Source organism: Serratia sp. NPDC087055 (genome assembly GCF_044900985.1).
GTDB lineage: Bacteria > Pseudomonadota > Gammaproteobacteria > Enterobacterales > Enterobacteriaceae > Serratia.
The window spans coordinates 150,253-162,817 of the sequence record NZ_JBJDOG010000005.1 but is presented as its reverse complement, the minus strand read 5'-3'; the positions used below and the strand labels follow the sequence as shown (position 1 = coordinate 162,817).

Below are 12,565 nucleotides of genomic sequence, written 5' to 3'. Positions count from 1 at the left end.
TAAACAAGCGGGCTAAAAAGCCCGCCGTATCGATATAATGCTTATTTTTCCAGCAAGTTGACCGCGATGCGATTGCTTTCATCCATCATCGACGCCTTGGCGCGGATTTTGGCTTCCAGTTGGTCAATCATCTGTTCGTTGTCAAAGCGTTCTCTCTGACGCACACCGTCTTCGTAGAAGCCGCTCTTTTTATGGCCACCGGTTACACCCAGCGTGGAAACCAACGCTTCGCCCGGGCCATTGACCACACAACCGATAATTGAAATGTCCATCGGGGTGATGATGTCTTCCAGACGCTGTTCCAGCGCGTTCACCGTGCCGATAACGTCAAACTCCTGGCGTGAACAGGTTGGGCACGCGATGAAGTTAATGCCGCGAGCGCGAATACGCAGAGATTTCAGAATGTCGAAACCGACCTTCACTTCTTCTACGGGATCGGCGGCTAATGAAATACGCAGGGTATCGCCAATGCCTTCTGACAGCAGCAGCCCCAAACCGATTGCCGACTTCACTGAGCCACTGCGAGCACCGCCCGCTTCGGTGATGCCCAGATGCAGCGGTTGATCGATGCGTGCGGCCAACAGGCGGTAGGATTGCACGGCCAGGAACACATCGGATGCCTTGACGCTAACTTTAAACTGGTCAAAGTTGAGACGATCGAGGATATCCACGTGACGCATGGCAGATTCGAGCAGCGCTTCCGGCGTAGGTTCGCCGTACTTTTCCTGGATGTCTTTTTCCAGCGAGCCACCATTTACCCCGATACGGATCGGGATATTTTTATCGCGTGCGCAGTCCACGACTGAACGGATACGCGACTCGTTACCGATATTGCCTGGGTTGATGCGCAGGCAGTCAACGCCGTATTCAGCAACTTGCAGCGCAATGCGGTAATCGAAGTGGATATCAGCGACCAGCGGCACGTTAACCTGCTGCTTGATCAGCTTGAACGCCTCAGCGGCATCCATGGTGGGAACTGAAACGCGGACAATATCAACGCCCACACGCTCCAGCGCTTTGATCTGATTAACCGTTGCTTCAACATCGGTGGTACGGGTGTTAGTCATCGATTGCACGGCAATCGGCGCACCATCACCAATAGGCACATTGCCGACGTAAATTCGCGTTGATTTTCGACGGTTGATGGGCGCTTGGTTATGCATTACTTACTCTCCATTGTTGCCCTGACTCAACGACAATGGCCGCGCAATTACTGCGCGGCAACGGTCAGACGAGCAACACGGTTTGACTTAACAAACCGGCTTAAATCAACCGGCTTACCTTGATATTGAATCTGTACTGCGGCCGGTGCGCCGATGGTCAATTTGTACGGCGCGGTGCCTGCCAGGCTCAGCTTACCGCCATTCTTCTGGCTGCCGCTGTACAGCGTTTTACCGCTAGCATCGGTCACCTGCAGCCAACAATCGGCGGTAAAGTTCATCACCAATGCGTTAGGATCAACAGCCGCTGCAGCCACGCCCGCGTCTGCGGTCGGCAACGGTGAGGCTGGCGTTGCAGGTGTTGTCTCAGGCAGCGTCGTCTGGCTTGGTGAAACGACAGCAGGCTGCTGCGCAGTTGCACCGCCGGTAACGGCCGGAGTCTGTGACGGTTGTGAAACAACGCCGGTATCAACCGGCGTAGAACCATTGTCAGCCAAAGGTGCACTGTTGTCCGCATTGCTGTCGGTCAACGGCACTGATTGGCCTTCACTGTTTTGTGAAAGCTGGGCAGAGGATTGATCAGCCATCGTGACGATCTCTTCCTGCTGGGCCTTGTGGTTTTGCCACCACCAGGCGCCGGTCAGGCCAACCACCACGAACACGATCAACCACGTGAAGCTCATCAACCAACCGTCGCGTTTCTTGCGACGCTTGCCCAATGAGAAACTCTGCATTGGCGCAACCTTTGCCACCTTCAACGGAGCCTGCTTGGCCAGCATCGGCAGCAGTTCATCCTCTGGCAAACGCACCAGCTTGGCGTAAGAACGGATATAACCGCGCACAAACGTAGAAGCCAAATCTGCGGAAAGATTGTCTTCTTCGATGTCGCGCACGGTAGACATTTTGAGGCACAGGCGTTCTGCAACGGCCTGTTGACTCAACCCGAGTTGTTCACGGGCCTGACGCAGACGTTCGCCTGTCGTCATTGATACGGTTTTATCTTGGGAGGCTTCAGTATTCATTAGCTAAGAACTGCTGGTACTGTTTGGATTGTGGAAAACTTCGCGATAACTGCTTGCCATAGCGTTGCACGCTATCTTGGCGCCCGGCTAACGCGGCGAAACGAATCTGTAACCATAAGCTGTCGGCGCTAGCCGGCAAAACATGTTGATAACTATCCAATAAAAGTTGCGACTGCGCGCGCTTCCCTTCTCCAAATTGCTTTTCTGCTTCCACCAACAGTGGAGTGCCTTTGTCCGGATCGACCTTCAGCGCACGCGTCAACAAGATGCGTGCTTCGTCGTTCTGTCCGGCCTTGAGAAAACAGTAACCTGCGTTTTCCAGGCTGTCGGCAACCTGACCGTAATCCGGTGCTACTGCCGCAGCGCTAAACTGCTGTTGTGCCGGTACATACTGCCCTAAACTGCAAAGAAACGCACCGTAATTATTCAGCACAGTGCCATTGCCCGGCGCAAGTTTGAGCGCCTGCTGATAGCGTTGTTCAGCTGCGACATTCTCGCCAATCTGCTGCTCGTAGAGCGCCATCCCCAATTGGGTCCGGTAATCCTGTGGGGCAGCGTCCGCCGCTTTCTCCAGATTCTGTCGCGCGGCATTTAAATCGCCCTGCTTCAGATATTCCAAACCCAGTTGCAAACGCGTTTGGCCCGCTTCCGGCTGCGCGTTTTTTTCTTCCGGTGCTGAACCGGAACAGCCAGCCAGTAAACCAGCCGCCAGCAACGTACCCCACAGAGTCAGCTTCATGCCTGCATTCATTTCCTTGTCTAATGTTACCTTGGCGTCCATTCGCATAACAGACTGTAAGATAACAAAAAAATCATGCTATAGGATTCAGACCGCACGCACGTTGATAGGTTCCCCGGCCATTTTCTTTTTCAGGGTACGCTTGGTGCGGTCGATCACTTCACCCGCCAATTGCCCGCAGGCGGCATCAATATCATCACCACGGGTTTTACGAACAATAGTCGTAAAGCCGTATTCCATCAACACTTTGGAAAAACGATCCACGCGGCTGTTGGAGCTGCGGCCATAAGGTGCGCCAGGGAACGGGTTCCATGGGATCAGGTTGATCTTGCACGGCGTATCCTTGAGGACTTCCGCCAGTTGGTGAGCGTCGTCAGTGCTGTCGTTGATATGATCCAACATGACATACTCGACCGTCACTCGCCCCTGATTTGCATTGGATTTTTCCAAATAACGGCGGACCGCAGCCAGGAAGGTTTCGATATTGTATTTGCGGTTGATCGGCACGATATCATCGCGGATCTTGTCGTTCGGCGCATGCAGGGAGATCGCCAAAGCAACGTCGATCATATCACCCAATTTATCCAACGCAGGCACCACACCCGAAGTAGACAGGGTCACGCGGCGCTTGGACAGGCCAAAACCGAAGTCGTCCAGCATGATTTCCATCGCCGGAACCACGTTGTTCAGGTTGAGCAATGGCTCGCCCATGCCCATCATCACCACGTTGGTGATCGGGCGTTCGCCGGTGACTTTCAGTGCACCGATGATTTTAGCCGCACGCCACACCTGGCCAATGATTTCGGACACGCGCAGGTTACGGTTGAAGCCCTGCTGCGCAGTCGAACAGAATTTGCATTCCAGCGCACAACCCACCTGGGAAGACACACACAGGGTCGCACGGTCGCCGTCCGGGATATACACGGTTTCGACCTGCTGGTCGCCAACTTTGATCGCCCATTTAATGGTGCCATCGGCTGAACGTTGTTCTTCCGCCACTTCAGGTGCGCGGATCTCGGCAACGCTTTGCAATTTATTGCGCAGGACCTTGTTAATGTCGGTCATCTGCTCAAAATCATCGCAGCAATAGTGGTACATCCACTTCATTACCTGATCGGCACGGAAGGGTTTCTCGCCCATTTTGGCGAAGAATTCACGTAATTGCTGACGGTTCAAATCCAGCAGGTTAATTTTGGCCACAGCCGGTGTTTCCGCGTTAACGGATTGAGTAGTCAGCGAATTATTTTCAGACACGATGTGCTCGGACGTGATGGGTTCTAACATAATTGATCTCTGGCCTCGTTGTTACACTTTATGGCGCGAAAGAGTTGAAAGTAAGTGCGTCGTTCAACCCGCATAGATTGCGGAGACGGCGCTAAAAGCGCGCCCCTGACAAGACGACTCATCAGGGGCGCGGCATTGTACAAATTTTAGTAGCAGCTTTCCACGTCTGAAAGGCATTCAAGGCATTTTTATTGTTTCAGCCGGTGAATGCCTTGTTGAGTGGAGACGCTGCAGGCTGCGCCCGTGCCAATCGGGGCGAATATCTTCGCTCCCGCGACCTGAAGGGCGGCGGCTATATTAACGTGCGCAGATTTCGCTTTCGTTGAAGAAGTAAGCGATTTCACGCTGAGCAGATTCTACTGCGTCAGAACCGTGCACGGCGTTAGCCGTGAAGCTGTCCGCGTAGTCAGCACGCAGGGTGCCGGCCAGTGCGTTGTCTGGGTTGGTTGCGCCCATGATGTCACGGTTGCGCTGTACTGCGTTTTCCGCTTCCAGAACCTGAACCACGATCGGGCCAGAAGTCATGAACTCAACCAGACCATCGAAGAATGGGCGACCTTTGTGCTCAGCGTAGAAGCCTTCTGCTTGCTCGCGAGTCAGACGCAGCATTTTGGATGCGATGATTTTGAAACCCGCGCGCTCAAAACGCGCATAGATTGCGCCGATGTCGTTGTTAGCTACAGCGTTTGGTTTAATGATGGAAAAGGTACGTTCTACAGTCATGATGGCCTCTATAATAACTTCCAAAATAGACCGGTCTGCAAACAGGGTGCCGGCCTTCTCAAGTGGCGCAGATTATATGTGTGCTGTTAACGCTTGCCTACGGGAAAATCAACATTTCATTAAAAAATTATTATCTTCATTCTTCACTTTGCGGCCCAATGCCCAGGTTGCCAAAATCCCGCCTAATCGAGCGTAAATTCACGCAGCGCGACCTGGCCGCTTTCATCCAACACGCTGAGCTGATAGCGGCCCGGTTGTGTCAGTGTCTGCAACAACGACTCCCCTTCCCCGGCTAACTGGCCGTTCAGGAACCACCAACGCTGCCCACTGCCCCCCTGAGCACTGACCCGCAAATCCAGCGCGTGCTTACCGGGCAAGCGACGCAGCAATGCGCCGTCGCGCATACCCAGCATCAGTAACGGTGGCGCTTCCTGCTGCTGCAACGGCGGGCACTGTGGATCAACCGCCGGTAAACGCTGAGCACGGCGTTCAGCCAAAGGCAGCCAGGGTTCCAATGGCGTGGGCCACAGCGCCAACCGCCGCGGCGTTGCCCCCGGACAATCTGCGGCAACCCGTTGTCCACGCGGGTTTAACCATACCAGCGGTTGGCTGCCCAGAATGCTTTCCTGGCCCGGTGCGGGCAACGTAGGGGGAATAGTTCCGTCAAGGATCCAACTCAGGCGACGCTGGCGACAGTTACTGTCACCCGCGGGGAGCGGTTGACCGCCCGGCCAGCAAATCACCGCACGACTGACGCTGGCTGGGCGTGGATCCACCGGGATCCCTTCGCCACGCTGCCGTAAGGAGGTCAGCAGCAGGTTATTGACCTGATTCAGCAGTGGCACCGCCGTGGCAAAGCCGAACTGCCCGGCGACGGGTGTCCCATCAGGCCGCCCCACCCAAATCCCCAGGGTATAGCGCGCATTGACACCGATGGCCCAGGCATCGCGATACCCGTAACTGGTGCCGGTTTTCCATGCCAGGGGGACAGTGGCGGGCAATGCATCATCCGGCAACGGGCGAGCCTCTCCCGCCAGGATTCGCCGCACAATCCAGGCGGCCCCCGGTGACATCAATTGACGATCAGACAACCCTTGCTGAGGCGTAAAACGCAGCGGTGCCACCCTGCCTTGCCGAGCCAGAGAACTGAACCCGGCGACCAACTGATCCAACCGTGCACCGGCCCCGCCCAAAATCAATGCCAGACTCGGGTCGGCGTGCGCAGGCAGGCGCAGTTCAACGCCTACATTACGCAGGTTGGCAGCAAAGCGTTTCGGCCCATAGGCCTCCAGCAGTTGTACCGCAGGCAGATTAAGCGAACGCGACAGTGCGTCACTGGCGCTGACCGGGCCGTGGAAACCGGTATCAAAATTGCCGGGCCGATAGTCGCCAAAACGGCGTGGCACGTCCTGCAACAACGACTCGGCGTGGATCAGGCCGTCATCCATCGCCAACCCATACAAAAACGGTTTGAGCGTTGATCCCGGCGAACGCCAGGCTGAAACCATATCGACATGACCAAAACGGCTGTTATCGTTCAAGTCTAACGAGCCCAGATAGGCACGCACTTTCATATTGGCGTGATCAACCACCAGCACGCCCACAGAGGTTTTCTCAGGCAATTGGCTCTTCCAGCCGCGCGCCAACTCCTCCAGCCGCCGCTGTAACGTGGCATCCAGCGTGGTGGTGACAACCTGATTGTGGTTGCCCTGTGTCATGCGCCTCGCCAGTAACGGAGCCAATTGCGGCACCTGACGCGGGGCAAGCCACAATGCTTCCTGACGAATTTCAGCCACTTGCTGAGCCGGCCAAACCTGGTAATACGCCAGCCGTTCCAACACTTTGTCACGCGCAGCCTGTGCCCGCTCCGGGTAGCGGTCCGGCCGTAAACGGCTGGGTGCCTGGGGCAGTACCGCCAGCAATGCCGCTTCACCGCGTGTCAGTTCCGAGGGGGGCTTGCCCAGATAAGTCCAACTCGCGGCACCGATGCCCTGCAACGTGCCGCCATAAGGTGCGCGGTTCAGGTAGATTTCGAGGATCTGATCCTTCGACAAATGCCATTCAAGCTGCGCTGTGCGCCACACCTGCCGCATTTTACCGCCCAGCGTACGTGAATGGGGATCAATCAGACGCGCAACCTGCATCGACAAGGTGCTGCCGCCAGAGACAATTTGTCCATTGTGCAAATCCTGCCAGGCCGCACGGGCCAGCGACAAGGGGTTAATACCTGGGTGCTGATAGAACCAACGATCCTCATAGGTCAACAGCGCCTGCAGATAATAGGGCGATACCTGTTGCAGGCTGACCGGATAACGCCATACGCCGTCACTGTCTGCATAACGCCACAGTGGCGTGCCGTCTTCCGCGACGACGACGCGCGCCATCTCGGCATCTTTTAAGGGGAGCGGCCACAGCCGGTCCGCCAGCCACAGCAAAGCGGGCAGCAGGAAAATCGCCAGCAACCCGATTGCGCCACGGCGTCGTAGAGGGGTGAAAAATCGTTTCATCGATAAGGCATCACTCTCTTACCCCGCCGCCGGAGAAGCTACCGGGGCGGGGCAAAAGGGATTATTGGGCGATATCAAGCCGTTGCGGCGTCGCACCCAGCGCACGCCAGGCAGGAACATACATCGACTCCACCTGCGGTGCTGGCACCAGATAACTGCCCGGCGTCACCGCACGCGCTAAATACAGCAACGTGGTATGACGGTAACCGTCAATATTCACCGCCGCCACATAGCGATCGTCACGGAACTCCTGATGTTTGATGTCGGCCTGCTGCATGTCCTGCAACAGCTCAGTCACGCTGCTGGCGCTTTCACCCAAGCTGGCGCTGCTGTCGCCCAGGTTCTGGTTCTCCAGTTCCAGCCCGGCGGGCAGCAGATCAACCACCAGCGCATCCGGTACCTGGTTATCCGCCCAGACATCCAGGTGTACCAAGATCAATTGGCCACTTTTCAGTTGGGTCAGATCCACCGCTTTGCCGTCAAGCCCAAGGAACTCACGACGAATGTTAAGCACATTGCTTTGCGGCTGTGGTGCTTGCTGCGGATAACCGACCAGATCAACGCGGCTGTACAGCGTACCCTTGCCGGTATTTGTGAGCGGTAATCCGGCGGATAGTTGTTCCGCAGAGAGGTTCTGCGTCAGCGCCTGGCTGCCAGACAGGGTCTTGCCCTGCGCCGTTTGCGCTTGCCATGGCGTTTCCGCACTGCCAATCAGGTTGCGCGCAGCCAGGAATAACGCATTGCTCTCCTGCGTAGACAGATAACGTTCACCGTTAAGCCGCTCTGACAACGTCAGTAAACGCTGGTCACGCTCGGCCGGCAGCAGATTATTTTCGGTCAACAGCGCCAGGATCATCGCATCATCACGCAATGGACTGCCGTAATCTTCCAGCCAGTAATCCTTGGCATTACGCTGCGTAGCCAACCCTTGTTCGATCGCCTGATTGGCTCGCGGCATATCCCCCATCAACTTCAGCGCCACGCCAAGTTGCACCAACGGCAGGCCAGAGCGAGCATCCGCACGGCGTTCGTACAGCTGTCGCAGCGCACCCAGAGGAGCCTGTTGCTGGCGCGCCAGTACCAAACCAGCATAGGCCTGCACAGCAAACCGGGTGTGATCCGGGTACTGAGTGGAAGCAACGTCGATCTGGCTGCGATCCTGCAAATAGCGCTGCAGGCGGTTGTTGGCCGCCGTCAGGGCGTCAGCCGGTACGCTGTAGTTTTGCTCACTGGCGCGGAACAAGAAATCAGTGGCATAAGCCGTCAGCCAAAACTCCTCTTGGCTGTCGCGGTTCCATAAGCCAAAACCGCCGTTATAGCGCTGCATGCTGAGCAGATGCTCGATACCTGCATCGATACTGCTGCGCCGGCTTTCATCGCTGCCGGATTTGATGCCCAGCGCACTAAGCTGTGCCCGGTTGGTATACAGCGACGGATAAAGCCCACTGGTCGTTTGTTCCAGGCAGCCGTAAGGATAAGCATAAAGCTCGCTGATATAGCGGGCGAGGTTGATTGGAGGACGGCTGGTCAACAACAACTGCCCTTCCGTTGTCGCCTGCACAAGCCCTGCTGCGGCATCTGCCGGTAGACCCCAGCTTTCACCGGCATGAATGACGCTAGCGAACTGGCGGGTTTGTGCCGGATAGGCCGGCCGCACGCCAATCTTCCAGGTATGCTGGTAGTCTTTTAACGTTTCTCCCGGTAGCACCAAACCGCTGACCGTCAGCGACACGTCGCCCTGCCCAAAGCCCGCCAACGCCTGCACAGGAATGTGTAGCGTGGTGCGCTGGCCATTTTCCAGGCTAACCTGTTGCTCCGCGCTCCCCTGCAATGCCACCAACCCACTGGAAGCCAATTTTACCGCCAAGGTTTGCGGTTGCCCGGACAGGTTGCTGACATCCAGCGCCAATTGGGTGGTATCGCCCCCCGCCAGGAAGCGCGGTGTCGCCAATTCGGCCACCACCGGTGCGGCAACAACGGTCTTGCTTTCCGCCTTGCCAAAGTCTTCGTCGCTCCACGCCTGCGCCATCAGGCGTAATTCACCGTTGAAGTCCGGAATCGCGATCTGGATTTCACCTTCACCGTTGGCGTCCAGCTTAACCGGCTGCGCCTGCTGGGCGACAATGGTTACCGCGGTGATCGGCTTTTTCCCGCCACGCGACAATGCATCTTCGTCATCGCCGTCGCCGCCGTAACGCAGGTTAGCCAAGCGCCCTTTGCCTTCGATCAGTTGGCCGTAAACATCGTACTGATCGGCACTGTAGCGCTTGCGGCCAAAGAAGGCCTGATACGGATCCGGCGTCGCATAGTCAGTGATATTGAGGATGCCGCTGTCCACCGCGGAAAGCAGCACGTTGATTTGTTGCGGCGGTTTACCATTGCTGTGAGCGGCCTTCACTTTTACCGTCAGCATCTGGTTCGGGCGCATACGCTGCGGAGCGTCCAGCGTCAGCGCCAGCTTGCGCCCCTCATCCACCAATGGCAGATGCAACAACCCTACGGCTCGTTTCGGCGTCGACTGCTGTTGTTTATCGCCCGGGCGGATCACCAATGCGCTGAGATACAGATCGTGGCGTTTCCAGTCTTGGTTGATTGGCACCTCAACATCAATCCCCTTGGCAGGTACGTCCAGCTCCTGCCACCACAACGGGCCGTCACTGGATTCCACCAACAGATACCCCTTACCGGCGGCGGGCGCTTCGATATGCAGTTTCACTTTTTCGCCCGGCTTGTAGGCCGGCTTATCCAACTTCAGCTTCACTTGGTCCGGGCGCACTGCGCCACTGCCGTTGGTGTTGTCCTGCCAGCTGTAGCCAGCCCAAAAACGCAGGCTGCTGATCAGATTGCTTTGCGGATCCACCACCTCAATGCGATAGGTGCCCCACTCCACCGGGAAGCTGACCTTGGCGCTGCCATTGGCAGCAATATCGATGGTTTGCTCCGCCAACGGCAGATCTTTCTTGTCGTACAACGACTGCCAGCCCTCACCTTCTGACCACTGCCAGTAATAGTCGCGACGTTCACGCACCAAGCGGGCTTTCAATCCATTGACCGCCAGCTTTTCACCGGCAGCATTGGCATAGACGATATCAAAACCGGCCTGGGTATTTTCATCCACCACGGGCTGGGCCTGATAGCTGTTGCTACGATAATCATAAATCTGTTGTTTGTTGAACAATGGCCGAATGCCAGGCAGCGCATCGGCAGGCCAGATCGCCTGCTCGGCGCGGCGGGTTACCGGACGCCCCCCAGACTCCAGCAAGCTGGCCTGCAAGATGGCCTTCAGTGGTGATTTCACCTCTGCCCAGCTGCTGTCTATCGCCACCTGTGCCTTGCCGGCATTATCCAACGCCTGATCGAACTCATCCATATTGCGTGACAGGCTTTCTTCTGTCACCGACCCGAATTCATACCCCGGCAGGCTACTGACCGCTTCACGCTGTGGCCGCAGGAATACCTGCCCTTGCAGGCGATTGCCCGAAGCAGGAGCGCCGTAGAGGTAACGGCCGGTAATATCGAACACCAGCTGCGCGTCAGGACTCAGCGGGGTTTTCTCTGCGGTGATGTCCAGCGCCATACGCTCCGGCAGGAAATCCTCTACCTTAAAGCTGTACAGCCGCGGCTGGTTATCGCCCAGATTAAAGCGCAGCGACCAGTTGCCTGTCGGCCCATTTTCGGGGATTTGATATTGGTATTGGTACAGGCCATCCTGCGGCTGCCAGACAAAGCTCCGCGCCACCTGATCGTCCGGCTTGACGATATCCACCTTCACCGGCTGAGCCGGCAAGGGCTTGCCGTCAGCGTCACGCAGCAGGCCATTAACGATCAGTGTTTCACCTGGACGGTATAAATCGCGCGGACCGAAGGCGAAGAACTGCTTGTTGTAACCTTCAGGCCCGGCAATGTCGAACTCAGCCAAATCCAATGCCGGCGTCGACAGATCAATCATGCTGGTCTGGCCCTGCTGGGTCGCCAACAACAAACGCGCCTTACTGCTTTTCGCCAGTTGAGCATGCCCTTGCTTATCGGTGGAACCTTGAGCCAGCGTTTGGCCTTTTTCATCCAACAGGCGCAGTTCAACGGCACCCAATGCTGCGCCGCCGTCCAGCGCCTGGGTGAACACGTCCAGACGGTCGTGATAGCTGTGGAGTGAAACGCCGATATCACTGAGGGTAAACAGGGTCGCCGGATTGGTATAACCGTAATGCCCGGCCTGTTGCATCACCGCCAGATAAACCCCTGGCTGCTGCAAGGCTTCGATGCCACTGAGCGGCAATAGCAGGCGTTCGCGGGTATTACGTTGCGGGTTAAGATCAAACCGACCGCTGTAGACCAGGTCGGCCATTTTCAGCAGCTCTTCCGACTCCCAGCTGGAAAGCGCGTTGCGGTATTCCCAGTTAGCCAGAAATGCCGGTAAGGCATCCGCTTTCACCCTGAAGAAATTAACGTCGACATTGTCGACGTTCAACGCCATGACCGGCAAACCTGCAGCCAACTTAGTCGGCAGCAATGAACCTTTCCCGGCAAAACCGACGCTCGGTTTGATGTCGCGGGTGGCAATGGTCTGTTCCTGCTGTTTACCCAGCTCAGCACCATTGACCGCTTTAAGGCCACTCTCAATGGTCAGCACCAGTTTGCGGTTAGGCTGCAAATGACGCAGCCGCAGCTCCATCAGGTTGTCTGACAGTTCCCAGGCACCGTCAATTTTACCGCTGACACTGTCGACCAAATGGACGCGTGCGGCAAAATCCTGATTAGGCTCCAACGGCAAAGAAAACGTCAACACCATGGCACTCGCACCGTCGAGTTGCAGTTCGGAGGCATCAAGCAACGTCAGTGGCTTGCCGGCATCGCGCTTCGCCAACGCCGCCAGCGCAGCAGCATCAGGCCGTTTGGCCTGCGTGACGCCGCTTGCCTGTGCATCAGCTTGCGCTGCTGTTGGCGTTTTACCACCGTCATCACAGGCGGCCAGCAGCAGCAGGCCCCCCGCCAATGCGATCCCCTGACAAAGTTTCTTGCCTGATGCGAATGCCCCTGAACGGCATGGTTTCATCGTTTAACTCCCTGGCAGCGTTTGCGCGACATAGATCTATACCCTAAATAGTTCGAGTTGCATCGAGACGGCAAGAG

The 12,565-nt window shown here is 56.7% G+C and carries 7 protein-coding genes; all 7 read right to left on the bottom strand.

Annotation, left to right across the window (positions count from 1 at the left end; genetic code table 11):
* Window positions 1–41: 41 nt before the first annotated feature.
* Complete coding sequence (gene ispG, locus ACI2J2_RS20335; RefSeq protein WP_209638342.1) at window positions 42–1,163, bottom strand: flavodoxin-dependent (E)-4-hydroxy-3-methylbut-2-enyl-diphosphate synthase; 1,122 nt, start codon at window positions 1,161–1,163, stop codon at window positions 42–44.
* A 47-nt stretch (window positions 1,164–1,210) separates the two neighbouring features.
* Complete coding sequence (gene rodZ, locus ACI2J2_RS20330) at window positions 1,211–2,182, bottom strand: cytoskeleton protein RodZ (protein ID WP_209638344.1); 972 nt, start codon at window positions 2,180–2,182, stop codon at window positions 1,211–1,213.
* Entirely contained in the window at window positions 2,172–2,921 is a 750-nt protein-coding gene (gene pilW, locus ACI2J2_RS20325) for a type IV pilus biogenesis/stability protein PilW (RefSeq protein WP_209638346.1), read from the bottom strand. The genes rodZ and pilW overlap by 11 nt, the downstream gene beginning before the upstream one ends.
* Before the next feature lie 87 nt (window positions 2,922–3,008).
* On the bottom strand, window positions 3,009–4,205 hold the full coding sequence (locus ACI2J2_RS20320; protein WP_209638348.1) for a bifunctional tRNA (adenosine(37)-C2)-methyltransferase TrmG/ribosomal RNA large subunit methyltransferase RlmN: 1,197 nt from the start codon (window positions 4,203–4,205) through the stop codon (window positions 3,009–3,011).
* Window positions 4,206–4,502: 297 nt separating this feature from the next.
* Window positions 4,503–4,928, bottom strand: a complete 426-nt coding sequence (gene ndk, locus ACI2J2_RS20315; protein WP_202671266.1) for a nucleoside-diphosphate kinase — start codon at window positions 4,926–4,928, stop codon at window positions 4,503–4,505.
* Between the two features lie 182 nt (window positions 4,929–5,110).
* Window positions 5,111–7,435, bottom strand: coding sequence for a peptidoglycan glycosyltransferase PbpC (pbpC, locus tag ACI2J2_RS20310; RefSeq protein ID WP_404760717.1), 2,325 nt, complete (start codon window positions 7,433–7,435; stop codon window positions 5,111–5,113).
* A gap of 61 nt (window positions 7,436–7,496) precedes the next feature.
* The gene (locus tag ACI2J2_RS20305) at window positions 7,497–12,488 is read right to left on the bottom strand and encodes an alpha-2-macroglobulin family protein (RefSeq protein WP_404760716.1); all 4,992 of its coding nucleotides are present in this window, start codon (window positions 12,486–12,488) and stop codon (window positions 7,497–7,499) included.
* Between the last annotated feature and the right edge of the window lie 77 nt (window positions 12,489–12,565).

What these genes read in the sequence shown, in the direction of transcription:
- ispG (WP_209638342.1), bottom strand. Translation starts at nt 1,163, where the DNA reads ATGCATAACCAAGCGCCCATCAACCGTCGAAAATCAACGCGAATTTAC.
- rodZ (WP_209638344.1), bottom strand. Translation starts at nt 2,182, where the DNA reads ATGAATACTGAAGCCTCCCAAGATAAAACCGTATCAATGACGACAGGC.
- pilW (WP_209638346.1), bottom strand. Translation starts at nt 2,921, where the DNA reads ATGAAGCTGACTCTGTGGGGTACGTTGCTGGCGGCTGGTTTACTGGCT.
- ACI2J2_RS20320 (WP_209638348.1), bottom strand. Translation starts at nt 4,205, where the DNA reads ATGTTAGAACCCATCACGTCCGAGCACATCGTGTCTGAAAATAATTCG.
- ndk (WP_202671266.1), bottom strand. Translation starts at nt 4,928, where the DNA reads ATGACTGTAGAACGTACCTTTTCCATCATTAAACCAAACGCTGTAGCT.
- pbpC (WP_404760717.1), bottom strand. Translation starts at nt 7,435, where the DNA reads ATGAAACGATTTTTCACCCCTCTACGACGCCGTGGCGCAATCGGGTTG.
- ACI2J2_RS20305 (WP_404760716.1), bottom strand. Translation starts at nt 12,488, where the DNA reads ATGAAACCATGCCGTTCAGGGGCATTCGCATCAGGCAAGAAACTTTGT.